Here is a 26,976-nt window from a genome sequence, read left to right as displayed (position 1 = left end):
CCGACATGGGAAGATGGACGACGTGCTGCGCTGGATAACTGCCGGAGAATCCCATGGTCCCGCTCTCGTCACCATCCTCGAGGGGATGGTGGCCGGTGTCGAGGTGACATCGGAGGAGATCTCCGCACAGTTGGCGCGCCGTCGGCTCGGGTACGGGCGCGGCGCCCGGATGAAGTTCGAGGCCGACAAGGTCACCGTGGTCGGCGGCGTGCGCCACGGACGCACCATGGGCGGCCCGGTGGCCATCGAGATCGCGAACTCCGAATGGCCGAAGTGGACGACGGTGATGTCCGCGGACCCGGTCGACGAGAGCGAACTCGCCGATCTGGCTCGCAACGCGCCGCTGACCCGGCCCCGGCCCGGCCATGCCGACTACTCCGGCATGCTCAAGTACAACTTCGACGACGCTCGCAATGTGTTGGAGCGGGCCAGCGCTCGCGAGACCGCAGCGCGCGTCGCGGCGGGCACCGTCGCAAGGAACTTCCTGCGGCAGGCCTTCGGTGTGGAGGTCGTCTCGCACGTCGTCTCGATCGGCACCGCCGCCAACACCACCGGCATCGTGCCGACCCCCGCCGACCTGGCCGCGATCGATGAGAGTCCGGTGCGCGCGTTCGACAAGGACGCCGAGGCCGCGATGATCGCCGAGATCGAGGCCGCCAAGAAGGACGGCGACACCCTGGGCGGCGTCGTCGAGGTGATCGTGGACGGGCTGCCTGTCGGACTCGGTTCCTTCGTCAGCGGTGCAGACCGGCTCGATTCGCGACTCGCGGGCGCGCTCATGGGCATTCAGGCGATCAAGGGCGTCGAGGTCGGCGACGGCTTCGAAACCGCGCGCCGCCGCGGTAGCCAGGCCCACGATGAGATGCGGCCGGGACCCGACGGTGTGCTGCGCTCGACCAACCGCGCGGGCGGTCTGGAAGGCGGCATGACCAATGGCGAACCGCTACGCGTGCGCGCCGCGATGAAGCCCATCTCAACGGTGCCGCGCGCGCTGTCCACGGTCGATATGACCACCGGTGAGGAGGCCGTCGCCATCCACCAGCGCTCCGACGTCTGTGCCGTACCCGCCGCGGGTGTGGTCGCCGAGTCGATGGTCGCGCTGGTCGTGGCGCAGGCCGCATTGGAGAAGTTCGGCGGCGATTCGCTGGTCGAGACCACTGACAACATCACCAGCTACGTCAAGCGCGTCAGCACCCGACCACACGTGCCGCAATGATCGTGCAGTCCGATCCGCGCGCACCGCGCGTGGTGCTGGTCGGACCGCCGGGGGCGGGGAAATCGACGATCGGCCGCAAGCTCGCCAGGGAACTCGGTGTCGAGCTGTACGACACCGATGCCGGGATCGAGCGCGAGACCGGACGCACCATCCCGGAGATCTTCGCCGAGAACGGCGAGCCCGAATTCCGCAGGATCGAGGAGCGGGTGGTGCGCCGCGCCATCCTCGCCGAACGTGGCGTGGTTTCGCTCGGTGGCGGGGCCGTGCTGTCCAATGACACCAGGGTACTGCTACGCAATCGCACCGTGGTGTATCTGGAAATCAGTGTGGCCGAAGGACTTCGGCGCACCGGCGCGAGTACCCAGCGACCGCTGCTCAACGGTGCGGATCCGGGTGCGAAGTACCGCGAGCTGATGCGCAAGCGCAGGCCGCTGTATCGGGAGGTCGCCACGGTGCGGGTGCGTACCGATGGTCGCAGTCCGGGCCGGGTGGTGCGGATGATCATGGCCAAGCTGGGCATGGAATCGGTGCTGCCACAAGACGCGGAGCCCGATTCGACCGGCATCGCGCCGGATACGGCACAAAGTGCCGCGGGCCCATCGACCCAAGCCGCAAAGCCCCAGGGCAGCAGCAGGTCACGCGCCCGCCGTGCGGCCCGCCGCCGGGCCGCCGCCCGCCGCCGGGCAGCCACACAGGCCGATGCCGGCGAACCAACGGCCGCAGAACGGGCCAAGATCACCACCGCGACGAGCGACCGGACCAAGCCCACCGGCAAAATCTCCAGTGGCCCCTCCGGCTCCGAAGGATCCGGTGATACGCCGACCCCTGGCAGCCGGTCCCGGCGCACCCGGGCCCGCCGCGCCCGCGCGCGAGCGCTCAACCAAACAGCACGCACAGAATCGGAGCCGAGTACCCGTGAGTGAAAGCCCAGCCGAGCCGACTCGCATCGAAGTCCGCACCGCCGACCCGTATCCGGTGATCATCGGCCGTGGCCTGCTCGCCGAACTCGTCGACTCGGTCGCTGGCGCGACCACTGGCGTGCGCACCGTCGCCATCTTCCATCAGCCGCCGCTGGCCGAGACCGCCGAGGTGGTCCGGAAGGCGCTGGCCGACAAGGGGATCGACGCGCACCGCGTCGAGATCCCGGACGCCGAAGCGGGGAAGGATCTGGCCGTCGCGGGCTTCTGCTGGGAGGTGCTCGGCCGCATCGGCCTGACCCGCAACGATGTGGTGGTGAGCCTCGGCGGCGGTGCGGCCACCGATCTGGCCGGATTCGTGGCCGCCACCTGGATGCGCGGGGTGCGGATCGTGCATGTGCCGACCACGCTGCTGGCCATGGTCGACGCGGCCGTCGGCGGTAAGACCGGCATCAATACCGAGGCGGGCAAGAATCTCGTCGGCAGCTTCCACGAACCGGCGGCCGTGCTGGTGGATCTGGCAACCCTGGAGACGGTGCCGCGCAATGAGATCGTCGCGGGTATGGCCGAGATCATCAAGGCCGGTTTCATCGCCGATCCGGTGATCCTGGAGTTGGTGGAGCGCGATCCAGAGGCGGCCCTCGATCCGACCGGTGATGTGCTGCCCGAGCTGATCCGCCGGGCGATCCAGGTGAAGGCCGATGTCGTCGCCGCAGATCTCAAGGAAGCCAGTCTGCGCGAGATCCTCAACTACGGTCACACCCTGGGCCACGCCATCGAGCGCCGCGAGCGCTACCGCTGGCGCCATGGCGCGGCCGTCTCGGTCGGTCTGGTCTTCGCCGCCGAACTCGGACGCCTCGCCGGCCGACTCGACGATGCGACCGCCGACCGCCATCGCGCCATCCTGGCCAGCGTCGGCCTGCCCACCAGTTACGACGCCGACGCCCTCCCCCAGCTCATGGACGCCATGCAGACCGATAAGAAGACCCGCTCCGGCGTTCTGCGCTTTGTTGTGCTCGACGGCCTCGCCAAACCCGGCCGCCTCGAAGGTCCCGACCCCACCCTGCTGGCCGCCGCCTACTCGGCGATCGCCCGCGAGGACAGCCCCAGCAGCGGCGCCATCCTCCTCTAGTCACAGAGCGAAGGCGACCTTCCTTGCCGTATCGGCCAGGAAGGTCGCCTTCGGTCGAATTCGCGAGCGGGCTATACGGAGGTCGCGGCCGACTCCGGCACCTGCGGTGCGGGCGGGTTCACCGACTTGTTCAGGCGACGGTCGGCGATCATGCGGCCGATGCCGACGCCGACGAGGCCCGGGATGAAGACCAGCAGCACGATGAAGGAGGCGCCCGCGGTCAGCTCGAAGAGCAGGCCGTTATCGCCGAGATCGAACTTGGGCAGCCAGTCCAGCCCCCAGGAGACCGCGCCACTGCCGAGACCAGCAGCGACCGCCGTCTCGAGCCACAGAATGGTCAGATCCGAGCCGTGCTCCGGGTCCGGATGGACCTCGCGGTCCTTGCGCCCGTCCAGCACGCCCCAGAACACGATTGCCACGAGCAGCACGACCAGGCACAGCGGCCGCATCCAGCTGCCCTGGGTCGGCCAGTACACCATCGCGAATCCCAGCACGGCACGCAGGAAAACGACCAGCGCACCGAGTGCTATGGCCCGCAACACCCAACCATTCATGGTCAACACCATAGCCTCGAGTCGACCGGATCCAAATGAGAACCGGTTACAGATTTATCGCCGCGGCCATTTCCGCGCGCGGTGCCGGGCGACCGGTGAACTGCTCGACCTGCCCGTAGGCCTGGTTCAGCAGCATCTCCAGCCCACTCACCACGGTATGCCCCGCCCGCGCGACCGCGACGGCCAGCGGGGTCGGCCACGGGTTGTAGATCGCGTCGAGCACCACCGGTGCGGTGGCCACCGCCTCGGCGACGACGGCCGCGGCCTCCGCCGGAATCGTGCTCACCACGGCGCCTGCGTCCGCGCATACCGCGCGCAACGGGCCGGGGTCGAAGGCGATCATGGTGGCGGTCATGCCGAGACGTTCCGCGAGATCTATTGCCCCGCGCGCCCTTCCGGCATCCCGCGCGACGACGGTCACCGCCTTCGCGCCGAGTTCGGACAATGCGAGTAGCGCCGGGCGCGCAGTGCCGCCCGCACCGAGCACCACGGCCTCGGCGAGTTCGCCGACACCACCGCTGCGCAACGCGCCGAGCACCCCGTCCACATCGGTGCAATCAGCACGCCAGCCGCCGCTGGCCGGTGCATCGGCCGAAACCGCCGCGCTCGAGCCAGCGTCGATCCGAACCAACGTATTCGCCGACCCGACCAGCACGGCCCGCTCGGTCCGCTCGCTCGCGTACGCCAGCGCGGCCTCCTTGCCCGGCATGGTCACCGAAAGCCCGACCCATTCGGGACCGAGTCCGTCGACCAAGCCCGGCAACTGCTCAGCGGAACATTCGATGCGCTCATAGGTCCAGTCGAGACCCAGCGCACGGTATGCGGCCAGGTGCAGTTGCGGCGAGCGCGAATGTGCGATCGGCTGCCCGAGCACCGCCGCCTTGCGCTGGCCGCTCCCTTTACCGTCCACTGTCGAGAATCCCACTCTGCCTGGCTTTTTCGATATTGCGCAGATGTTCGCTGTAGCTCTCGGTGAACAATGTGGTCCCCTGCTTGTCGATGGTCACGAAGTACAGCCAGGTCCCGGGCTCCGGATTCTCCATGGCACGCAACGCATTCAGTGACGGAGCCGAGATCGGCGTAGCGGGCAGCCCGGGCATGGCGTAGGTGTTCCACGGGGTCCGCTTGGCGCGGTCGGTATCGGTGGTCGCGACCTCGGTGCGGTCCAGCGCGTAGTTCACCGTCGAGTCGAACTGCAGCGGCTGGTTGACCTCGAGCCGGTTCACGATCACCCGCGCCACCTTGCCCATATCCTGCGGCAGCGCTTCCCGCTCCACCAGCGAGGCGGCGATGAGGGTCTGATACGGATTCAGCTTCGTTTCGCCGCCCGACTGCAGCAGTCCGGTCGACTCGTAGCTGCGCGCACTCGCACTCACCAGTTGCTGCAGGATCTGCTGCGGCGTCCCGCTCGGATCGAAATCCCAGGTGCCCGCGGCGATCAAACCCTCGAGCTGCCTGTTGCGGTCGGGCACATCACGCACCCGCTGTTCGGCCCAGCTCGGCACGCCGAGGGCGGCCAGATCCGCGCCCGATCCGGCGGCGTCGAGCTGGTCATAGGTGATGCACTTCTTATTGGTGCCCGTGCCCACGCAGCTGGCGTCCGCGATCTTGCGGTAGATCCCGTCCTTGCGTGAGCCGGTGTTCACATCCTGCTGATCGTGCAGCTGCCTGCCCTCGGAGACGACCAGATTTCCGACCCGCGAATCCTTGCCGAGCAGCGCGGTCACCGCCTGCGCGGCCGGACTGTGGCTCGGGATCGCGTAGTACCCGGGCTGCACCGAGTTCATATTCGTATTACGCACAGCCGCTTGGAAGAATGCCTCGCTGCTCGCGACGACACCCTTCTTCAGCATTGCGTCCGCGATCTGGTTCGAGGTGTCACCCGGATGCACCTGCACCACCACCAGCGGTCCCGCCGGACCCGCGAAATCCTCTGGGGCGCTGAACATTTTGGCCAGCTTCAGCCCCGCGAAGACCGCGGCGCCGACGAAGAGCACCACGAACATCGCGCCGATGAGCCACAGATACCGGCGGCGCTTCTTCCGCTCGGCGGCCTTGCGTGAGGCCGCCCGCGAACGCCTGCCACGCGACGGCGCGCTGCGCTGACGCTCCGAACGGGACTCCGAACGGGGTTCCTCGGCACGGCTCCCGCCGCGCTGGGTTCGGGGCCGCCCGGACCCGGACCGCGCGGAACCGCCACCGGCCCGGCCGCCACCCAACCCGTCGCCGCGCGAGCGCCGGGGCTGCGCGTCCTCGGCACGCTCGGCGCTCGAAGCGCGGCCCCGCCGCGGTTCCGAGTGCTCGGCATGCTGCGGCGCCGCGCGACGCGAACGCCCGGCCGGGAGCGGTTCGTCCGGATCCTCGTCGGTGTAACGCGGGATGACATTGGTGTCGTCGTCGTAGTCTTCCCAGGCTTGGTCGTTTCGCCGGTAACGCCGATCAGCCTCGCGCTGTCGGAACCGTTCCTCGGCTTGCGCCCATCGATCCGTCATGCACCGTCTCCGGACTCAGACGCCGCTTCGGCCGACCTCAACACCGCACTCCGTTCGTCCAACCATCCCTGCAGGATCGCCACGGCCGCCGCCTGATCGATCACCTGCCGCTGGCCACGCGCGCGAACACCACTGTCCCGCAATGCACGTGCAGCTGACACCGTAGTCAAACGTTCGTCGGAAAGTCGGATAGGCACGGGTGCTATGACTGCGCGCAAACGCTCCGCGAATGCGATCGCCAAACCGGCCGCAGCGCCCTTTTCCCCACGCAATGTCCGAGGCAGGCCGACGATAACCTCGACGGCCTCATACTCCCGCACAATTTCAGCAATTCTGGAAATATCGCCTGCCAGAACGGACGCGCGCCTATCCGGCTTTGCGCGCGGCACCGTCTCCACGGGGGTGGCGAGCACGCCGTCCGGGTCGCTGGAGGCGACCCCGATCCGGACGCTGCCGACATCGACGCCGATCCGCCTGCCGCGACCGGGATCGGTCGCGGGTGACGGGCGGTCGGCACCCCTAGGCGAAGCGCCCTCCGGATCAGCCCTAGGCGAAGCGCGCTCCGGATCAGCAGAGCGCGCCTCGGACGAATGATGACTCTCCGAGTCCCCCATCACCCGGCCAGTTCGGCCACCCGGACACGGACCGCGGCCAAGCCGACTTCGATGCCCGCGGGATCCGAACCGGCGCCCTGCGCCATCTCCGGCTTGCCGCCGCCGCGACCCGCGATACTCGGGCCGAAGCTGGCGACCAGATCACCGGCCTTGAAGCCGAGGTCCTGCGCGCTCTTATTGACCGTCACCACGAACGGAACCTTGCCGTCGGCATTGCCGAGCAGCACCACCACCGCCGGGTCGCTGCCGAACCGGCCACGAATATCGGTCGCCAGGGTGCGCAGATCACCAGCGGCGACGCCCTCGGGCGCGGCGGCGGCCACCAAGAGCACATTGCCGAGCCGCTCGGCCGTGTCCACGAACTTGCTGGCCGAGGCGAGCACCGCGGCGATCTTGGTGCGCTCCAGTTCCTTCTCGGCCACCTTCAGCCGCTCGACGAGTTGCTCGACGCGCGCGGGCACCTCCTCCGAGGGCACCTTCAGCGAGGACGCCACACCGGCCAGCAGCGCGCGCTCCTTGGCCAGGTACTGGTAGGAGTCCAGGCCGACGAAGGCCTCCACCCGTCGCTTACCGGAACCGATGGCCGACTCGCCGAGCACGGTGATCGGGCCGATTTGCGAGGAATGCTGTACGTGCGTACCACCGCACAGCTCCATCGAGAACGGCCCGCCGATCTCGACGACACGCACCTCGTCGCCGTAGTTCTCACCGAACAGCGCCAGCGCGCCCATCTGCTTGGCCTTGGGCAGATCGGTGACAAAGGTGTTCACCGGGAAGTCGGCGCCCACCGCGTCATTGGAGACGGCCTCGATATCGGCCTTCTGCTGTTCGGAGAGCTGACCCTGCCAGTTGAAGTCGAAACGCAGATAGCCCGGCTTGTTCATCGAACCGGCCTGCACGGCGTTCGGGCCGAGCACCTGCCGCAGCGCCGCGTGCACCATATGCGTGCCGGAGTGGCCCTGGGTGGCACCGCGCCGCCACGCCGGATCCGCCTGCGCGAGGACGACATCGCCCTCGGTGATCTGCCCCTGCTCGACGGTGGTCTTGTGCACCCACAGCTTCTTGGCGATCTTCTGCACATCGTTGACGCGCAGCTTGAGGCCCTGGGCGGTAATCGTGCCGCGATCGGCGATCTGACCGCCGGACTCCGCGTACAGCGGGCTGCGGTCCAGGATGACCTCGACGTCCTGACCGACGGTTGCGGTCGGCACCCGGACGCCGTCGGCGATCAGCGCGAGCACATGCGCCTCGGAGGTCAGCTCGTCGAAGCCGGTGAATTCCGTCGCGCCACGGTCGACCAGTTCCTTGTAGATGGTCAGGTCGGCGTGTCCATGCTTGCGCGCCTGCGCATCCTCCTTGGCCATCTTCCGCTGCTCGGCCATGAGCGAGCGGAAGCCCTCCTCGTCGACCGACAGTCCCGCCTCGGCCGCCATCTCCAAGGTCAGCTCGATCGGGAAGCCATAGGTGTCATGCAGTTTGAAGGCGTCCGAACCCGGAATGGTCTTGCCGCCCACGGCCGCGACCTCGTCGACGGCCTCGGCGAACAACCGGGAGCCGGTGTTGAGGGTCTTGAGGAACGCCGCCTCCTCACCCACCGCGACATTCTCGATCCGGGCGAAGTCGCTGGCCAGTTCCGGATACGACGGCGACATCAACTCGCTGACGACCTTCATGAACTCGCCGATCACCGGCTTCTCCGCACCCAGCAGCCGGGCCGAGCGCACGATCCGGCGCAACAGGCGGCGCAGCACATAGCCGCGGCCCTCATTACCCGGGTTGACGCCGTCGGCGATCAACATGGCCGAGGTGCGCGCGTGGTCGGCGATGACGCGGAAGCGCCGGTCGTCTTCGTGTTCGACACCGTAGGACCGGCCGGTCAACTCTTCGGCCTTATCAATGATCGGGCGCAGCAGATCGGTCTCGTAGACGTTCTCGACACCCTGCAGCAGCAGCGCGATGCGCTCGACGCCCATGCCGGTATCGATGTTCTTCCTGGGCAGCGATCCGATCGGCGGGTGGCCCAGCTTGGGGCTCTGCTCGCCGCGGATGTCCTGCATGAAGACGAGGTTCCAGATCTCCAGGTAGCGATCCTCGTCGGCGACCGGACCGCCGTCCTTGCCGTATTCGGGGCCACGGTCGTAGTAGATCTCCGAACACGGACCGCCGGGTCCGGGCACGCCCATATCCCAGTAGTTGTCCTTGCCGTCGCGGAACTGGATCCGTTCCTTCGGGATACCCGCGACGCGGTGCCAGATCTCGGCGGCCTCCGGATCGGATTCGTAGGCGGTCACCCAGATCCGCTCGGGATCGAAGCCGTAGCCGCCGTCCTCCTGCGATTTGGTGATCAACTCCCAGGCAAGGGTGATAGCACCCTCCTTGAAGTAGTCACCGAAGGAGAAGTTGCCCGCCATCTGGAAGAAGGTGTTGTGCCGCGTGGTGACACCGACCTCTTCGATATCGCCGGTGCGGACGCATTTCTGCACACTGGTCGCGCGCGCGTAGGGCGGCGCCTCCTGGCCCAAGAAATACGGCTTGAACTGAACCATGCCCGCGTTGACGAACAACAGGGTCGGGTCGGCCAGGATCAGCGAGGCACTGGGCACCTCGGTGTGTCCGGCACGGACAAAATGGTCCAGGAATCGCCGTCGGATCTCGTGGGTCTGCACAAATATCCAGCCTACCGGTGTCGCGCATTCGATTTTTCAGCGACCGGGGTTGGTGCCACCACCATCGACCCGGTCCCTGGAATCGCCGCCGCGCTGATCGCCGGGAATTCGCGGTCAGCGTCCGCGAACGATTCGGCGCAGCTTCTCGACTCGGCGTTGGATATCGCGTTCCACACCGTGGTCGGTCGGGGTGTAGTAGTCGCGGCCGACGATTTCGTCGGGTGGATACTGCTGGGCCAGCACGCCGTCCGGGTCATCGTGCGGATACTTGTAGCCCTTGGCATTGCCGAGGGCGGCGGCGCCCGCGTAGTGGCCGTCGCGCAAATGAGCGGGTACCGCGCCAGCCTTGCCCGCCGAGATATCGGCGAGGGCGGCGCCGAGGGCGGCCGGGACCGCACCGGATTTCGGGGCGGTGGCCAGGTGAATCGTCGCGTGGGTCAAGGTGAGTTGAGCCTCGGGCATGCCGATGAGCTGGACGACGTGCGCGGCCGCGACCGCCGTCTGCAGCGCCATCGGATCGGCCATGCCGATATCCTCGCTGGCCGAGATCACCAGGCGGCGGGCGATGAAGCGGGGATCCTCCCCCGCACTGAGCATTCGGGCCAGATAGTGCAGGGCCGCATCGACATCCGAACCGCGAATGGATTTGATGAACGCGCTCACCACGTCGTAGTGCTGATCGCCAGCGCGGTCGTAGCGGACCGCGGCCTTGTCCACGCTGGCCTCGACGAGGTCCACGTCGACGGTGCCGTCCAGTGAGGATTCGGCCGACGCCTCCAAGGCGGTCAATGCCCGACGGGCGTCACCGCCCGCGATCCGCACGATGTGCTCGAGCGCGGATTCGGTCACCATATATGCCCCGTCATAGCCACGCGGATCCGCCAGCGCGCGATCGAGCACGGTCCGGATATCGGCCGCGGTGAGCGATTGCAGTTGCAATACCAGCGAGCGCGACAGCAGCGGCGATACCACCGAGAACGACGGATTCTCGGTGGTCGCCCCGACCAGCAGCACGATCCGGTTCTCCACCGCGGCCAGCAGCGCGTCCTGCTGGGTCTTGGAAAAGCGGTGCACCTCATCGATGAAAAGCACGGTCTGTTCGCCGACGCTGAGGCGACGGCGGGCCACATCGATGACCGCGCGTACCTCTTTGACACCCGCCGACAATGCCGACAGCGCCTCGAAGCGGCGGCCGGTGGCCTGCGAGATCAGCGAGGCCAGCGTCGTCTTGCCGGTTCCAGGCGGTCCGTACAGCAGCACCGACGCCGCGCCCGAACCTTCGATCAACCGACGCAGCGGCGATCCGGGCCCGAGCAGATGCTGTTGCCCGACCACCTCGTCCAAGGTCGCGGGCCGCATCCGCACCGCGAGCGGCGCACCGGCATCGCGGCGCACAACACTGTCGATGGAGTGCCCCGTCGGCGCGTCGCCGCCGGGCACGTCGAATAAGCCGTCGCTCACACCGAGCACGTTACCGAGCGGGACCGACACCTCCGCGCGGTGCGGGCGCGGGAGGTTGTTCGGCACCGTCATCGCAGTCCACCGACAGAGACCGAGCGGTACGGGAACGGTCCCGATTTGCCTGTGGCAAATGGATCAGCTGTGATCGACATTCGTGGCTGAAAACGTCGTCGTTCCAGATTCTTTGCCCCTCGGGCCGTTCGCTCGACGCACCCTGCTGAAGGGCGGGGCCGCGGCGACCGCCACTGCACTGTTGACCACCGCGCCCGCGCGAGCGGACGGGCCGATATTCCGCCACGGCGTCGCCTCGGGCGATCCACTGCCGAACGGCGTGATCATCTGGACCCGCGTGACGGTCTCCGATGACGCGACGCCCGGTGCCGGCGTCGGCGTAGCGGCTGCGGTGCGCTGGGAGATCGCGTCCGATGAGCGCTTTACCTCGGTCGCCGCATCCGGAATCGCAACGGCCACAGCCGAATCCGATCATACCGTCAAAATCGACGTGACCGACCTGCAGCCCGGCAGCGGCTATTTCTACCGCTTCACCGCATTCGGCGTGCACTCCCCTGTCGGCCGGACCCGCACCGCCCCGGCCACCTCGGCGCAGGTCGACCGCCTACGCTTCGGCGTGGTGTCGTGCTCGAATTGGGAGGCCGGATACTTCGGCGCCTACCGGCATCTCGCAAACCGCACCGACCTGGACGCGATCGTGCATCTCGGCGACTACATCTACGAATACGGACGCGGCAAATACGGCGGGCGCAGCGGGGCGGTTCGTCCGCACGAACCGTCCAACGAGATCGTCACGCTGGCCGACTATCGAATTCGGCACGCGCAGTATAAAACCGACCCGGACCTGCGCGCATTACATGCGCGAGTGCCGTTCATCTGCACCTGGGACGACCACGAGTTCGCCGATAACGCCTGGTCCGGCGGCGCCAATAACCACGATCCGGCCACCGAGGGCGACTGGCAGTCCCGCCGCGCCGCCTCCGCCCGGGCATATCTCGAATGGATGCCGGTCCGCGCGACCAGCTCGGGCACCGAGGTCCAGATCTATCGGAGACTGCGTTTCGGCGGCTTGGCCGAGCTGTCCATGCTCGACCTGCGCAGCTATCGTGATCAGGAAGTCAAACCGGTCGCGGGCTGGCGCGAGGTCGACAACCCGGCGCGCACCATTACCGGCAAGGCTCAGATGGATTGGCTCACCAGCGGTTTGGCCTCCGCACCGGTGCAGTGGAAGCTCGTCGGCAATTCGGTGATGATCGCGCCGCTGGTATTCCCGCCGCTGGAACCGGCCACCACCCAGGCCATCACGACCATGATGGGCGTACCGCAATCCGGCATTCCGGCCAACGGCGACCAGTGGGACGGCTACACCGCCGACCGCCGGACGCTGTTCCAGTCGATCATCGACCAGCAAGTCGGCGACGTCGTCTTCCTGACCGGCGATATCCACTCCTCCTGGGCCGCCGACCTGCCGGTCGACTCGGCCAACTATCCGGCCGGACCGACCGTCGGCGCGGAATTCGTCGTCCCGTCGGTGACGTCGTCGAGCCTGGGCGAACTGCTCAATTCTCCTCCGCGCACGGTCGCAGTGCCGGTCGAGGAATCCGTCAAGGGCGTCAACCGGCATCTGCGGTACGTCGAGATGGAATCGCATGGGTACGGCGTCTTGGAGGTCACCCCGGCCCAGGCTCAAATGGACTGGTTCTATGTCGCCGACGTCGCCGATCCGAATTCCGGTGTGCGCCATGGTGCTTCGTTCGCAGTGGGGTCCGGTGGCCGGGTCGAGCCGCGCCCGGGGCCGGTGGCCCAGTAGCACTTGGCCTCGATCGGCCTGAGCACGCAAAAGATCGCCGGATACACGAAGCACGCCGTCGCGGCCGCGGCCAGGTCGGCGACGCCGAGGCTCGAGCAGGCCGGGCGGGTGCCGAGCCCCGAACTGAGCCGCCCGCAAGCCTGCGTCAGCGCTTTCGACACGCCCGACACATTTCGGGAGCAGAATTTCTCGCGACAGGTTGTCGATTTCCGTCGAGCTCGCTCGTCGGAACGAATACGACGGCCCGATCGGCGGGTCGCCGGAACCCGAAGGAGCGAGATCATGAGCCAGTACTTGGTGCTGATTTACGAGGACGAGAGCGCATATGCGGGCGCATCGGAGCAGGTCATGGGCGAGGTCTACCAGGCGCATGTGGCTTTCCAGGAGATCGCGGGCGATGCGGTCAAGGGCGGCAACGCACTGCAGCCCACCCCCACCGCCACCTCGATCCGGCAGAACGACAACGGCGATTTCACTGTGACCGACGCGCCGTTCGCCGAGGCCAAGGAGGCCCTCGGCGGCTACTACCTGATCGAGGCCGCCGATCTGGATGCCGCGATTGCAGTGGCCAAGCAGGTACCCGCCCGGTTCGGCGGTGTCGAGGTGCGGCCGATCATGACCTTCGACTGATCACCTTCGACTGATCCGATGCCGATCGACACCGATGCGGCCGACCGTGCCGCCGCGGCCGTCGAGCAAGCGCACCGTCGCGAATGGGCCTTCGTGCTCGCCGCGACGGTGCGGCTCGTCCGCGACTTCGATCTCGCCGAGGAATGCGTTCAGGACGCCTACACACGCGCACTCACCGAGTGGGCCCAGCACGGCGTCCCCGCCAAGCCCGGCGCCTGGCTCACCACCGTCGCCCGACGGCGTGGCCTGGATCTGCTGCGCCGCGATTCGACCATGCAACGCACCCTGCCCAAACTGATCACCGACCAGACCGACGACGACACCGCCGATCTGGCACTCGCCGAACTCGATTCGGCCGCCGCCATCCCCGACGACCGGTTGCGCTTGATCAGCACCTGCTGTCACCCCGCCCTTGCCCGCGAAGCCCAGGTGGCGCTGACCCTGCGCCTCGTCTGCGGTGTCACCACCGCCGAGGTCGCCCGCGCCTTCCTCACCAGCGAATCGACCATGGCGGCCCGGATCACCCGCGCCAAGAGGAAGATCGCGGTGGCGCGCATTCCCTACCGGGTGCCCTCGGTTCGCGAACTTCCCGACCGGCTCGACGCCATCTGCGCGGTCATCCACCTGCTGTTCACCACCGGTCATACCGCCCCTTCGGGCGATACGCTGGTCCGTCCCGATCTCGTCGAACGAGCACTCCAGGTCGCCCGCATGATGCACGCGCTGGTCCCCGACGACCCGTCCGTCACCGGCCTACTGGCACTGATCCTGCTGACCGACGCACGGCGTGACGCACGGCTGGATGCCGACGGCCGACTCTGCACCCTCGAACACCAGGACCGCTCGCGCTGGGACCGAGCAGCGATCGCCGAAGGCGTCGCCTTGGTGAAAAGCGCTCTGCCACATACCGATCGATACACACTGCAGGCCGTCATCGCCGCCGTCCACGACGAGGCCCCCTCCTGGGAACAGACCGACTGGCGCGAGATCACCGGCCTCTACGCGCTGCTGCTGCGCACCTGGCCCGCACCGGTCGCCCACCTGAATTACGCTGTGGCCGTGGGCCTTTCCGGCAACCCCGCACGCGGACTCGCCCTACTCGACGCCCTCGCCAGCGAACCGGCCCTGGCCACCTACGGCTACCTGGAGGCCTCCCGCGCCGCCTTCCTCACCCGACTGGGCCGCATCACCGAAGCCGCCCGAGCCTACGAATCGGCCCTGTTCCTGACCGAAAACACGGTGGAACGAGCCTATCTGGAATCCCGCCTCGCCGAACTCAGCCCCTGATCCAACAAGCGCAAAACCCTATTCCGCCCAACGCTCTTCGAGCATCGCCGACACATCCTCGGCGAAATCACCGACCGCGTCGTCGCCCGTGCAGCGCGCATCCTCCGCGAGTGCGGCCCAGCGGTTGATCAGGGCTTCCGAGCGCGGGACGGACAGCCCGTGTTCGCGCGCGGCGGCAATGCGGGTGTGGTCCGCGGGCAGGAACCAGTAGGTGGTCAGCCATACCCAGATGAGGCGGGCCTCCAGGATGCGTTCGGCCAGGACGGCGTCGTCGGCCAGTGCGGGCCAGACGCCGACGACCTCCGCGCGCCACGCCTCCACCATCTGCTGGGCGCGTTCGCGGGACAGTTCGAAGTCGCACAGGCAACCGGGGAAGGACACCAGCGCGTACGCGATATCCAGGGTGGCATCGCGGTAGCCGCCCCATTCGTAGTCCAGGAAGCGCGCGCCCTCCTCGTTGAGGATCACATTATCGGGGCACAGATCGGACGGGCTGAACGCGCGGAAGCGTCCGGCGGAGAAGAGCCGATTGCCCCGAACGATCCGCTCGGCGATCTCACCGGGCACCTCGATGCCGAGTTCACGCTGCAGCATGCCGGGCACCTCGGAGATCGCGGCCTCGGCCTGCTGTGCGATGCCGTCGACCCGATGCACCACATCCACCCGGCGCAGCAGCGCGACGAAATCGGCTTCCCGCCCGACGGTCGCCGCATGCATCCGCCCCAGCGCCTGCGCGAATGCCATCAACCCATTGCGCGTGACCGGTTCCGCACCGGATTGCAGCACCTGCGTCATCCGGGAGTTGTCACCGAGATCGCTCAGCACGAGCAGCCGATCCGGCAGGCTGTGCGCGATCAGGTATGCGCCGGGCCGCTGCTCGCGGCTGAGCGCGGTGGTGAACTGGTAGGACACCGCCTCGCGCAGGAATGCGGAATCGATGCTGGCGACACCGGGCGCTAGACCACCCGTCGTGCGGTCCGCCGCGGCTCCGCGAACCTGCTTGACGATGAGCGTCCGGGGTAGGGAGAAGGCGTTCTCTGAAACACGCACGCGTAGGACCGTCGTCCTACCACTACCGCTGAGTTCCATCGGATCGCTCAGCTTTACCGGAGCACCCATTCGCTTTGTGAGCAACTGTTGTGCTGCGGACACGACTTCGGCGGCGCGTTCGGCCAATAGTGCGGTCATCGCTACTCAAGCTACTCGCACTGGGTCACTTCTAGCGAGCGGTTGGACAACCTTTCCGCGTCGTTCGGCGTGTCTGCGCCAAGGTTGCGGACCGGGCGCTGCTTGCTTGACACCATTGCGGCTGTCCGGTTTTCTCATCGTCAACTGCCGTGCGCCACACCGCAAACCAGTTGCGTCGAAAGGTCTGCAGATAATGGCCGACACCCCGTCGCCCCATCCGAACGAACCAACTGGCTCCCCCGAGGACAGTGGTGGCGCGCCCGGGGCCAGTGCTGGCGAACAGCTCGCCGCGCGACCGGGGCAGCACGAAACTCCGAACCCGCAACCGACGGAACCGGGCACCGGACACCGCGGGTACGAGATGGCAGGACCCGCGGGATACCCACAGTTCGAGGGCCCCGGTGCGGCGCAATACGGCAGTGAACCGGTCGAGCCGGCACCGCCGGTCGGCGCGCCCGTGCAATCGGGGCAGCCCAGTTACGGTCCGCCGGGAACCGGTCCTGCACCAGCGCCAGCAACGATGCCACCTGGCACAATGCCACCTGGTGCTACACCGACCGGCGCCGCTCCCAGCTTGGACAAGCCCGGCACGGTACCCTCCAGCGCAATGCCGCCCGGTGCGATGCAACCCGGCACCATGCCGCCCGGCGCAATGCAACCCGGCGCAATGCAACCCGGCGCAATGCAACCCGGCGCAATGCAACCCGGCGCAATGCAACCCGGCGCAATGCAACCCGGCGCAATGCCGCCCGGCACTATGCCTCCTGGCGCAATGCCTCCGCCTGGTGCGATGCCGCCCGGCGCAACGCAACCCGGCGCAATGCCGCCCGGCACTATGCCTCCTGGCGCAATGCCTCCGCCTGGTGCGATGCCGCCCGGCTCAATGCAGCCCGGCACCATGCCGCCCGGCGCAATGCCTCCGCCCGGCGCAATGCCACCCGACTTCCAACCCGACACACCGACTTACGGCTACCAATCCGCCCCCGGCGTCCCGATCAGCCTCGACGTCGGCAATGCGCTGAGCTACGGCTGGGAGAAGTTCCGCGCGAATTTCGCTCCCTGGCTGGCGGTCACGGCGCTCGGCGTGATCATCTACCTCGCCTTCGTGCTCATCGTCCAGGTCGTCCAACCGAATTCACTGTTCAGCCTGTTGCTGATCTTCTTGGCAGTGATGGCCGCGATCTGGCTGCTGCAGGCCGCCATGATTCGCGGTGCCCTCTATGAAACCGACGGCAACAAAGCGACTTTCGCGTCCTACTTCCATTTCGTGAACGCGGGCAATGTCCTCTTGACAGCTCTGCTCGCCTTTGCACTCACCTGGATCGGCGCGGCGCTGTGCTTCGTGCCCGGCCTGATTGCCGGGTTCCTGTGCATGTTCGCAATGCATTTCGTCGTCGATCAGGAACAGGGCCCGTTCGCTGCGATCAAATCCAGCGCCACCCTGGTCATCACCAATATCGGGCAGGTACTGCTACTCGCCCTGGCGGTCCTGGTGATCACCTTCGTCGCCACGCTGCTGTGCGGATTCGGCCTGCTGGTCGCCGGACCGGTATGCACGATCGCGGTGACCTACGCCTACCGGGCACTCACCGGCGGAACCTTGTCCGCGTCCTAGTCCATGGCGCTGGGCGCACCCGCGCCCAGCGCTTCGGAACCTCGGCCCCCGCAACAGAATTGGCGGTCACTTCGACGGCAGCGACCGCAACCACAGCCACTTCTCGAGCCGCACGATGGGCCCGCCCTCGCTGCCAGCGCGCGGGCGCAGCGCGAGCACGATCACCCCTGCGGTCACAATGCCCGCCAGATTCACGGCGAGCTGCCCCGCCGACATGAACGCGATATGCCACTGCCCCAGTGTCGCCGCGATCACCGCGAATCCGGCCGCGGGCACGGTCGTCACCGAGATGAACACCCCGACCAGCGCCGCCGATTTCGCGGTGACCACCGCCAACATGCCCGCCCCACCGGCCAGCAGCGCGACCACCAAAGAGAACGGCCCGACCTCGTAGATGAAATCGACATTCTCGATCGCTTCGATGTCGGTCAACGTGATCCAGCCGAACTGCTCCCACAGCACCGTTGCGAACATCGTGATGACCATCGCCACCGGAAACGCCACGAGTAGCGCGACCGCCGACCTGCGGGCGAGCCGGAAATCGCGCCGCCACAGTCCCACCGAAAAGGCTGCCAGCGGCCCGAATTCCGGCCCGACCACCATCGCGCCGACAATCGTCACCGGCGAGTCGGTGGCCACTCCGACGGCCGCCAGCAGACATGCGATGGTGAGGAATGCGACGAAACTCGAGGTGAGCGAGGACTCCTCATGAGTCTGCGCGAGTAGTTCCTCCCACACCACCGCGTCGGCCGGATCGCCGGGCGCCTCGCTGATCGCCCGATCGCCAGCATCCGAGATCACCGTCTCGACCGGGCCCAGTGTGATGCCGCCGGAGTGTTCGATGCCGAGCGAGGTCAGATCGGCGAGCACATCGTTGGCGGCCTCGCGTGCGATGTCGGCCTGGATCAGATCGCCGACGGGTTCAACGGCGACGCCCCGCGCCAATGTCACATGGGTGACTCCTGGGTCGGCGCCGAGCACCGCCATTACCTTCTCGGTGCTATCGGGCGGGCTGATCAGGCGCAAATGCAGCAACGAAACCCCTTGTGGTCAGCGTCGGTGAAACTGACCAAAGTACCGTTGGCCCGACTGCACCGCTATCCCTTGGCACGACGCTCGTCGTGCTGGCGAGCGACCGACGCGATGCGGCGTCGGTCGCTCGGCACTGTCCGCCCTACTCCGCGGCGGCCGGCCCCTTCGCAGCGCCGTCCTTCTTCTGCTCCGGCTTGACGTCGAGCCCAGCTTCCTTGCGCTGCTGTGCGGTGATCGGCGCGGGCGCGTCGGTCAGCGGATCGACACCGCCACCGGTCTTCGGGAAGGCGATGACCTCGCGGATCGAATCCATACCGGCCAACAGCGCGGTGATCCGGTCCCAGCCGAATGCGATACCGCCGTGCGGCGGCGCGCCGTAGGAGAACGCGTCGAGCAGGAAGCCGAACTTCTCCTGGGCCTCCTCGTGCCCGATGCCCATCACCTTGAAGACGCGCTCCTGGACATCGCGGCGGTGGATACGGATGCTGCCGCCGCCGATCTCATTGCCGTTGCAGACGATGTCGTAGGCGTAGGCCAGGGCCGAACCCGGGTCGGTATCGAAGGTGTCCATCGATTCCGGCTTGGGTGAGGTGAACGCGTGGTGCACCGCCGTCCACGCCGAATAGCCAAGTGCCACATCACCACTCGCGGTCGCATCGGCGGTCGGCTCGAACATCGGCGCGTCCACGATCCACACGAACGCCCAGGCGTTCTCATCGATAAGACCGCATTTGCGCGCGATCTCGCCGCGCGCCGCACCGAGCAGCGCACGCTGCGCCTTGGCCGGACCGGCGGCGAAGAACACACAGTCACCGGGCACCGCGCCGACATGTTTGGCCAGACCCTCACGCTCGGATTCGCTGAGGTTCTTGGCGACCGGACCGCCGAGCGTGCCGTCCTCCTGCACCAGCACATACGCCAACCCCTTGGCGCCGCGCTGCTTGGCCCACTCCTGCCAGGCGTCGAGCTGACGCCGCGGCTGGCTCGCACCGCCCGGCATGACGACCGCACCGACATACTCCGCCTGGAACACCCGGAACGGGGTGTCCTTGAAGTATTCGGCGCATTCGGTGATCTCCACGCCGAAACGCAGGTCCGGCTTATCGCTACCGAAGCGACGCATCGCCTCGGCATAGGTCATATGCGGAATCGGGAAGGGGATCTCGTAGCCGACCAGCCGCCACAGCGCCTCCAGGATCTCCTCGGCGACGAGGATCACATCCTCTTGGCGCACGAAGCTCATCTCGAGGTCGAGCTGGGTGAATTCGGGCTGGCGGTCCGCACGGAAGTCTTCGTCGCGGTAGCAGCGCGCGATCTGGTAGTACCGCTCGACTCCCGCGACCATCAGCAGCTGCTTGAACAGCTGCGGGCTCTGCGGCAGTGCGTAGAAGCTGCCCGGCTGCAGGCGTGCGGGCACCAGGAAGTCGCGGGCGCCCTCCGGTGTCGAGCGGGTCATCGTCGGGGTCTCGACCTCGACGAATTCGTGTTGGGCCAGCACCGCGCGGGCGGCGGCGTTGACCTTGGACCGCAGCCGAATGGCCTTACCTGGCGCCTCGCGGCGCAGATCGAGGTAGCGGTACTTCAGTCGGGCCTCGTCACCGGGCTGCTCGTCGAGCTGGAACGGCAGCGGCGCGGCCTCGTTGAGTACCTCGAGCTTCGTGACGTTGACCTCGATCGAACCGGTCGGCAACTCCGGGTTCTCATTGCCCTCGGGCCGCCGCTCGACGACACCGGTGACCAGCACGCAGTACTCGGCGCGCAGCTTGTGCGCCTGTTCGGCGGGCTCACCCTCGCGGAACACCGCCTGCGCCACACCCGACGCATCGCGCAGATCGATGAAGATCACGCCACCGTGGTCACGACGCCGGGCCACCCAGCCGGTGAGGGTGACGGTCTGACCGGCATGCTCGCTTCGCAGCGAACCAGCCAAGTGGGTGCGCAGCACGGGATTCCTTTCGACGAATGTGACACCGGAAAGGCGAACCCGGTGCGCGTCCATCGTAGTGAGACACATTCCGCAACTGGAAACCGATATCGCCGCCACCCGTGCGAAGCTGTATAGCGACAGGGTTGCGGCCGCCTCTTCTGGGCCGATCCGAGCAGCACGGCGCAGGTGCCCACCGCCGCAGGCGCTGCACATCCAACACAGAAAGCGAAGCAGATGACCTTCAACGAAGGCCTCCAGATCGACCCGGATCGCGCTTCCTCCGGTGGTGGACCGGGGATGGGCGGCAAGCTGGCGCTCGGCGGTGGCGCGGGTGGTCTGATTCTGCTGGTGCTGGGCCTGTTGTTCGGCGGCGATCCCGGGTCACTGCTCGGTCAGCTGAACGGCACCGAGCAGAGCACTGTGCAGCCCGGGACCGCTGGCACGCCCGCGCATTGCAAGACCGGCGCGGATGCCAATAAATACGTCGACTGCCGGGTGGTGGCCACCGCGCAGAGCCTCGACGCGGTGTGGGCGGCACAACTGCCGCAGCAGACCGGTAAGAAGTATTCGAAGCCGAAGCTGGTGCTGTTCTCCGGTGCCGTCTCGACCGGCTGCGGCAATGCGACCAGCGCGGTCGGCCCGTTCTACTGCCCCGCTGACCGGACCGCCTACTTCGACACCAGCTTCTTCCAGGAGCTGGTCGACCGCTTCGGGTCCAGCGGCGGTCCGCTCGCCCAGGAATACGTGGTGGCGCACGAGATCGGCCACCACATCCAGAACCTGCTCGGCGATATCGGCCGGGCCCAACGGGATCCGCGCGGGGCCGAATCGGGCGCGGTGCGCACCGAACTCCAGGCCGACTGCTACGCGGGCATCTGGGCCCACTTCGCGGATAAGCAGAGCGCCCCCGGCAGCGATCAGCCGTTCCTGAAACCCCTGTCCGACAACGACATCCGCGATGCCCTCTCCGCCGCCTCCGCGGTCGGCGACGACCGGATCCAGCGCGCCGCCCAGGGCCGGGTCAATCCCGAGGCCTGGACCCACGGCTCGTCGGAGGAGCGGCAGAAGTGGTTCCTCACCGGATATAAGACCGGCCAGGTCCAGGCATGCGATACCTACTCGGCATCGGATCTGAACAATCCGTCGGGCCTGCGCTGATCGAATAGGAATTGAGCGACACCACAGTGCGCGGGCACCGATTCGGGCTCGCGCGCTGCGATGATCGAGGGCACTCGGTTCGATCATCGAGAGCAATTGGCCTGTGGCACACCGTAGATGGGGATTTCATGCGCACGAAGTCGGCACTGTTGGTTCTGGTCGTGGCACTCGCCGGTAGCTGGGGCATCGCCTCGGCCCAACCGGCCACCGACGCGCCGCCGCCCGCCCCGGTCCAGGCGCCCTTGCCTGCCACCGCGTTGTTGACGCTGACGACCATCCCGAGCGGCTGGTCCGAGCGAGTCGACCTGCGCCCGATGCTGCAGATCTACGCCGATGGCCGCGCCGTCCACCAACCCGATGCCGCCGCGACCACCCGGTCCGCCGACGTCTCACCACAGCGGCTCACCGGCACCGTTCCCACCGACATCCTGAATGCCGCACTGGCGGAAACCAGAGCACTCGCCGCCCTCGATCTCGGCATGCCGAGCAACGACGACCGGGGCTCGCAGATCATCGACCTCATGCCCACCCCACCCGACCAGGACGTCCACCTGCTCATGTACGCCCCCGAGGCGACCGAGGGCCTGACCACCGACCAACAGGCCAACCGCAAACGCTTCACCGATCTCTATCGCAAACTCCTCGACGCCTTCAGCCAGGAACACTGAATCCACCCAGCGCCGCGACCCTCCCACACCGGGGCGAGGGTCGCCGCCGTTCGGCCGAGATCTACAGAGCCGCACCCCAATTGGGTTTGCGGGTGGCGCCGGATGCAGCAGACTCGTTAATGGAGTGAACATTTCCGCACCCGACACTTCGAGTACGGAAGAGAGACCTCCATACCGGGTGGGATCCCGACAACGCGGACCCGGCGGGATAGCACCGATAGAACAACAGCACCCCCGGCCGGAAACCGGGCGGGGGCACTGTCAGAACCGTTGTGGCGGTTGGGGGTTAGAACTGGTCCTGTTCGTAATCCGAGCTGACCAGTTCGTCGGGATGGGTCGCACCGATGACGTCGGGGGTGGATTCCCCGAGCGGACCGGTGAGGTCATCATTGCCGATACGGCTCTGGTAGGACTCGACAGTACGTGAGTGCTCGTCGTCGTTGGCACCGCGCTGGCCGGTGGCGCCGGGGCTGCCGCCCATGAAGGAGTTGCCCGTGCTGGCGCCGCTTGTCGAAGTGCCGGCGCCGAACGACGTGCCCGACAAACCCGAGACCCGACTGATGGGCGAGACGGTGCTGCCCGGCGTGCCGGTCACCTTCTGCGTCGACGGCGAACCCGATGTGCCCGGCGATCCGGACCGGCTCCCGATGCCGGTGATGCTCGGGGTGCCCGCGGTGGTGTGTCCGGTGCTCGTCGACGCCGTCGTGGTGGACGTGTTCGGCGAGCTCGAGGTGCTCGATCCGTCCAACAGGCTCGCCGCGTTGGTCGAGGTGTCCGATGCGATGGACTTCGCCTGCTCCATGATCGGCTCACCGATGTTCTGCATGACCGCCTGCGCGACCTCCTGCGGCGCAGGCAGACCGCTGGTCCCGAGCAACTGGTTCACCAGACCGGTCAGCTCGGCCGTCTTTCCGGCCAGGTCACCGCGGGTGGCATTGGCGACCGCGACGGCCGTCCCCAGATGTTCGGTCGCCGTCGCGATCAGCGCGGCCTGACCGGGCGGGGTCAGCGCCACCGGCACGAGTGCGGTGGCCTGTGTGGCGAATTCGCTCGCGATCCCGAGCAACTGCGCATTGCCCTGCTGCACCACCGCGGCGGCCCGCTGGGTGAGTTCGGAGATGTCGATACCGCGCTGACTGGTGTCCTGCCCCTGGGTCTGCGCCGTCTTGCTCGCGGCCTGCGCCTCGCGTGAGGACTGGCCCTCCCACAGCTGCTCGACGGTCTGCAGACCACCCTTGCCCACGCTCACGGCCGCCTCGATGATCTTCGAGGACTGACTGAGAATCGCGGTCGGGTCGAAGGCGCCGATGACACCGGTGCCGAAGCTGCTGATCAGCTGAAGAATCGGCTGAAACAAGGTGTCGATGCCGGGAATCCCGGGAATCGAGAGCCCCTGCATCAGCGCCGCGACCGGATCGGTCGGAATGTTTGTCGCCGCCGCGCTCGCCGCCGCCCCCTGGGTGCCCGCTCCGCCGAGCGCACTGCTGACCGCGCTCTGCGCCTGCTGCGCCACGTTCTGCGCCGCTTGGATCGCCGGCGCCGCCGCATGGCTGATCGCGGTATGCGCATCGCTGAGCGCCTGCGATACGTCGGGCGGCACCGCCCCGGACAGGATCGCGCTGGCATCCGGCGTCGAATTGCCGTTCAGCCCCGACAATCCCGATGGCATGGTGCCCAGCTGCGGCGAATCCTCGGTGATCTTGCGCGCGAGTACGAATTCGGGCGCCTCGATCGGCGGCAGATCCGCGGGCATCTGCGGCAGCGATAGATCGCTCAAACCCTGCCCCGCATTCTGCAGCGCATCGACCGCGGTGTTCTGCGTCGCGATCACGGCTTCTTCGATCGCCACGTTCTGGCCGTCGGGTGCGATCACGCCGGTATCCATCGGCTTCATGCCCCGCCTCCGACCTGGTTCGTGATCGCGCTCAATACGCCAGCGTTGCTGGAGTCGGTGGTATCGAACGCGGCGGCCGCGGTGAACGCCGATTTCGACAGCTTGTCGTACTTGGCCGAGAGATCGTTGATGTCCTTGGCCTGCAATACCTGTGCCGCGGCGAAGGCCAACAGATAGTCGGCGCCGATCAAACCGAATACCGGCGTGAGCGCGACAACGTTCTGCACGCCGTCGAAGCCCGCCCCCGCGATCTCGCTGGCGACCCCGGCGTTCGTGGTCGCGAAGGCCCGGACCGCATCGGTCTCCACCGAGAGATCAGCCATCGAGTTGCACCCCCCATATCCTCTTGAACTGCAGTTCAGTACTCATAGCGTCGATCAACGTCACTCCCTGCCCGAACCGGGCAGCTGAGCTGTGATCGGGCCCCTGCGCAACCGCGAGTTGATACCAGCGCCGCTGCGGTTGCGCCCAATATAGCGGACCCCAACGGCAACTTTCGAGCCCAATGCAGACACCCGAAAGGAACTGGAACGTGTTGCAAATTAGAACAAGTTCTATATTCTCGATCACATGAAGGTCGCAGTGACCGGCGCAGCCGGGTATCTTGGCACGAATCTGCTCAACCTGCTGGTCGAACGAGGACATGAGGTCACAGCAATCGATCGGATCGTTCCGGAGCAGCGGACGGACCCGAACGTCACCTGGGTCAGCGGCAATGTGCTCGATCCCGAATCGATGCGCACCGTCCTCGCAGGCGCGGAGGTTGTCTACCACCTGGTCGCCGTGATCACCCTGGCCGAGCAGCACGACCTGGCCTGGAAGGTCAATACCGAGGGCGTGCGCGTCGTCGCCGAGGCCGCACTCGACCTCGGCGTGCGCCGGATGGTGCACGCCAGCTCCATCCACGCCTTCAACCAGTACACCTGCGGTGGCCGCATCGATGAGTCCTCGGCGCGCTCGACCGATCCCAGCCTGCCGGTCTACGACCGGTCCAAGTGGGCAGGCGAGGTCGAGTTGCGCAAGGTCATCGATAAGGGACTCGACGCGGTGATCTGCAATCCCACCGGAGTATTCGGCCCGCTCGACTACAGCACCCCACTATCCAGGATCAACCGCACGCTCAAGGACGCGGCCCGCGGCCGGGTGCCCGCGATGATCGGCGGCGGCTTCGATCTGGTTGACGTGCGCGATGTCGCCAAGGGCCTGATCCTGGCCGGAGAGCGCGGAAAGACCGGCGAGAACTACCTGCTCGGCGGTTCGATGATCTCCATGCTCGACCTGTGTCGCACGGCGGCGGCCTGCGCCGGCAAGAAGGGGCCGAAGTTCGCGATTTCCCCCAAGGTCGTCAACGGCCTGATCCCGGCACTAGAGCCGATCGGCAAATTGTTCAAGACCGATATCGTGTCGAAGGCCGCGCTCGGCGCGCTGGTCTCCGCCCCGATCGTCGACCACGGCAAGGCCGAACGCGAAATCGGCTATCAGCCACGGCCCATCGACGAGACCGTGCGCGATCTGGTCACCTTCTTCACCGACCCGGAGCAACTGACCACGTCCAACACCCGACAGATCGCTTGACACCTTTTAGAACACATGTTCGACTGAGGGTGTGCGGTGGCAAAGCCAAACCCTGGATGCCGACGATGGCGCCCTGCCCGGCCTCGGCCGGGCGGGTTTCGTGCGCACCGTACAGACCCCCGAATTCGAGGGCATCACGTTCCACGAGGTGCTCTGCAAGAGCGCACTGAACAAAATGCCGGAGGCGTCGAACCTGCCGTTCCATTGGACGATCAATCCGATGCGCGGTTGTTCACATGCCTGCCGCTACTGCTTCGCGCGCCCCACGCACGAGTATCTGGATCTGGACGCGGGCCGGGATTTCGATTCGCAGATCGTGGTGAAGACCAATATCGCCGCGGTACTGCGCAAGGAACTCGGCCGCCGCTCCTGGCATCGGGAACCCGTCGCACTCGGCACCAATACCGATCCATATCAACGGGCCGAGGGGCGGTATCGGTTGATGCCCGGCATCATTCGCGCGCTGGCCGATTCCGGGACGCCGTTCTCCATCCTCACCAAGGGCACCCTGCTGCGCCGGGATCTACCGCTGCTCACGGCGGCGGCCGGGCAGGTTCGGGTGAGCATCGCGGTCTCCATCGCAATTCTGGACATCGATCTGCACCGCAGCCTGGAGTCGGGCACCCCGGCTCCGAAGGCACGGCTGGAGATGGTGCGAGCACTCGCCGATGCCGGGTTCGAGGTGAATGTCATGGTCGCGCCAGTGATTCCGTATCTCACCGACAGCCGCGCTCATCTGGACGCGCTGTTCGGCGCGATCGCCCAGGCCGGGGCGGCTTCGGTGGTCGCGTTTCCGATGCATCTACGCGGCGCCACCCGCGGCTGGTTTCTGAGTTGGCTGGCCGAGCACCATCCCGCGCTGCTGCGGCGCTATCGCCAGCTCTACGGCCGGGGCGCCTATGTGACACCGGAGTACGGCTCCTGGCTACGCGAGCGGGTACAGCCGCTGCTACAACAGCACGGTCTTATCCGCGAACACCCCCTGGAACCCGAGCCCCAGGCCACGACACCGGTTCCGAACGACACGCAGCTGGCTCTGTTCGCGTAAAGCATTTCACAGGCAAATCCCGCACACGGCGGAGTAGGTTGGCCAATGGCACCTCCCATCGGACGAGGAAGTGAAGCAGG

21 protein-coding genes and 1 pseudogene are annotated in these 26,976 nt (G+C 67.1%); 11 read left to right on the top strand and 11 right to left on the bottom strand.

Translation table 11 applies throughout. The features are described 5' to 3' along the window. Positions 1-22 precede the first annotated feature (22 nt). From aroC to aroB, 3 genes and pseudogenes are all read left to right on the top strand, one after another. Positions 23-1,216 (top strand): chorismate synthase, encoded by a 1,194-nt coding sequence (gene aroC, locus ABZW16_RS01115; RefSeq protein WP_354950916.1) that lies wholly within the window; start codon positions 23-25, stop codon positions 1,214-1,216. Beyond that, positions 1,213-1,731: pseudogene (locus tag ABZW16_RS01110) on the top strand (shikimate kinase); the annotation flags it as partial. The gene aroC and the pseudogene ABZW16_RS01110, both read left to right, overlap by 4 nt. A 400-nt stretch (positions 1,732-2,131) precedes the next feature. Then, positions 2,132-3,265 (top strand): 3-dehydroquinate synthase, encoded by a 1,134-nt coding sequence (gene aroB, locus ABZW16_RS01105; protein WP_354950812.1) that lies wholly within the window; start codon positions 2,132-2,134, stop codon positions 3,263-3,265. Positions 3,266-3,336: 71 nt separating this feature from the next. On the opposite strand, the gene ABZW16_RS01100 is transcribed toward aroB, so the two are convergent. From ABZW16_RS01100 to ABZW16_RS01075, 6 genes are all read right to left on the bottom strand, one after another. Further along, complete coding sequence (locus tag ABZW16_RS01100; RefSeq protein WP_354950810.1) at positions 3,337-3,819, bottom strand: B-4DMT family transporter; 483 nt, start codon at positions 3,817-3,819, stop codon at positions 3,337-3,339. Positions 3,820-3,865: 46 nt separating this feature from the next. After that, positions 3,866-4,729, bottom strand: a complete 864-nt coding sequence (locus ABZW16_RS01095; RefSeq protein ID WP_354950808.1) for a shikimate dehydrogenase — start codon at positions 4,727-4,729, stop codon at positions 3,866-3,868. After that, positions 4,719-6,311, bottom strand: a complete 1,593-nt coding sequence (locus ABZW16_RS01090) for an endolytic transglycosylase MltG (protein ID WP_354950807.1) — start codon at positions 6,309-6,311, stop codon at positions 4,719-4,721. Before ABZW16_RS01090 ends, ABZW16_RS01095 begins: the two co-directional genes overlap by 11 nt. Then, positions 6,308-6,781, bottom strand: a complete 474-nt coding sequence (gene ruvX / locus ABZW16_RS01085) for a Holliday junction resolvase RuvX (RefSeq protein WP_354950914.1) — start codon at positions 6,779-6,781, stop codon at positions 6,308-6,310. Before ruvX ends, ABZW16_RS01090 begins: the two co-directional genes overlap by 4 nt. 143 nt (positions 6,782-6,924) lie before the next feature. Further along, positions 6,925-9,591: an alanine--tRNA ligase gene (gene alaS, locus ABZW16_RS01080; RefSeq protein WP_354950806.1), complete on the bottom strand. Its 2,667-nt coding sequence runs from the start codon at positions 9,589-9,591 to the stop codon at positions 6,925-6,927. Positions 9,592-9,705: 114 nt separating this feature from the next. Beyond that, entirely contained in the window at positions 9,706-11,052 is a 1,347-nt protein-coding gene (locus ABZW16_RS01075) for a replication-associated recombination protein A (RefSeq protein ID WP_354950912.1), read from the bottom strand. A 154-nt stretch (positions 11,053-11,206) separates the two neighbouring features. Between ABZW16_RS01075 and ABZW16_RS01070 the strand changes: the two genes are divergently transcribed. The 3 genes from ABZW16_RS01070 to ABZW16_RS01060 all read left to right on the top strand — a co-directional run bounded on the left by ABZW16_RS01070 (position 11,207) and on the right by ABZW16_RS01060 (position 14,791). Next, complete coding sequence (locus ABZW16_RS01070) at positions 11,207-12,874, top strand: alkaline phosphatase D family protein (protein WP_354950804.1); 1,668 nt, start codon at positions 11,207-11,209, stop codon at positions 12,872-12,874. Positions 12,875-13,156: 282 nt separating this feature from the next. Further along, on the top strand, positions 13,157-13,504 hold the full coding sequence (locus ABZW16_RS01065) for a YciI family protein (protein ID WP_354950803.1): 348 nt from the start codon (positions 13,157-13,159) through the stop codon (positions 13,502-13,504). Positions 13,505-13,522: 18 nt separating this feature from the next. After that, positions 13,523-14,791, top strand: coding sequence for a sigma-70 family RNA polymerase sigma factor (locus ABZW16_RS01060; RefSeq protein ID WP_354950801.1), 1,269 nt, complete (start codon positions 13,523-13,525; stop codon positions 14,789-14,791). Between the two features lie 18 nt (positions 14,792-14,809). On the opposite strand, the gene ABZW16_RS01055 is transcribed toward ABZW16_RS01060, so the two are convergent. Then, entirely contained in the window at positions 14,810-15,979 is a 1,170-nt protein-coding gene (locus tag ABZW16_RS01055; RefSeq protein WP_354950799.1) for a kinase, read from the bottom strand. 868 nt (positions 15,980-16,847) lie between these two features. On the opposite strand from ABZW16_RS01055, the gene ABZW16_RS01050 reads away from it, so the two are divergent. Next, positions 16,848-17,594 (top strand): hypothetical protein, encoded by a 747-nt coding sequence (locus tag ABZW16_RS01050; RefSeq protein WP_354950797.1) that lies wholly within the window; start codon positions 16,848-16,850, stop codon positions 17,592-17,594. A 66-nt stretch (positions 17,595-17,660) separates the two neighbouring features. Here the strand turns inward: ABZW16_RS01050 and ABZW16_RS01045 are convergent, their stop codons facing one another. Continuing rightward, positions 17,661-18,629: a DUF389 domain-containing protein gene (locus ABZW16_RS01045; protein ID WP_354950795.1), complete on the bottom strand. Its 969-nt coding sequence runs from the start codon at positions 18,627-18,629 to the stop codon at positions 17,661-17,663. A gap of 139 nt (positions 18,630-18,768) precedes the next feature. Then, positions 18,769-20,571 (bottom strand): aspartate--tRNA ligase, encoded by a 1,803-nt coding sequence (aspS, locus tag ABZW16_RS01040; protein ID WP_354950910.1) that lies wholly within the window; start codon positions 20,569-20,571, stop codon positions 18,769-18,771. Between the two features lie 216 nt (positions 20,572-20,787). Between aspS and ABZW16_RS01035 the strand changes: the two genes are divergently transcribed. Continuing rightward, positions 20,788-21,711, top strand: coding sequence for a neutral zinc metallopeptidase (locus tag ABZW16_RS01035; protein ID WP_354950793.1), 924 nt, complete (start codon positions 20,788-20,790; stop codon positions 21,709-21,711). 128 nt (positions 21,712-21,839) lie between these two features. After that, complete coding sequence (locus ABZW16_RS01030; protein WP_354950792.1) at positions 21,840-22,379, top strand: hypothetical protein; 540 nt, start codon at positions 21,840-21,842, stop codon at positions 22,377-22,379. Positions 22,380-22,665: 286 nt separating this feature from the next. Here ABZW16_RS01030 and ABZW16_RS01025 read toward each other — a convergent pair whose 3' ends face one another. Both ABZW16_RS01025 and ABZW16_RS01020 read right to left on the bottom strand, forming a co-directional pair. Next, positions 22,666-24,273: a hypothetical protein gene (locus ABZW16_RS01025; RefSeq protein ID WP_354950790.1), complete on the bottom strand. Its 1,608-nt coding sequence runs from the start codon at positions 24,271-24,273 to the stop codon at positions 22,666-22,668. Continuing rightward, entirely contained in the window at positions 24,270-24,596 is a 327-nt protein-coding gene (locus ABZW16_RS01020; RefSeq protein WP_354950788.1) for a type VII secretion target, read from the bottom strand. The genes ABZW16_RS01025 and ABZW16_RS01020 overlap by 4 nt, the downstream gene beginning before the upstream one ends. A gap of 247 nt (positions 24,597-24,843) precedes the next feature. Between ABZW16_RS01020 and ABZW16_RS01015 the strand changes: the two genes are divergently transcribed. Further along, on the top strand, positions 24,844-25,848 hold the full coding sequence (locus ABZW16_RS01015) for an NAD-dependent epimerase/dehydratase family protein (RefSeq protein ID WP_354950786.1): 1,005 nt from the start codon (positions 24,844-24,846) through the stop codon (positions 25,846-25,848). 31 nt (positions 25,849-25,879) lie between these two features. Further along, positions 25,880-26,896, top strand: a complete 1,017-nt coding sequence (locus ABZW16_RS01010; RefSeq protein WP_354950784.1) for an Rv2578c family radical SAM protein — start codon at positions 25,880-25,882, stop codon at positions 26,894-26,896. Positions 26,897-26,976: the final 80 nt, after the last annotated feature.

This window comes from Nocardia sp. NPDC004604 (assembly GCF_040609795.1).
GTDB lineage: Bacteria > Actinomycetota > Actinomycetes > Mycobacteriales > Mycobacteriaceae > Nocardia.
Note: the sequence above shows the minus strand (reverse complement) of the source record. Positions and strands in the feature narration are given on the sequence as shown.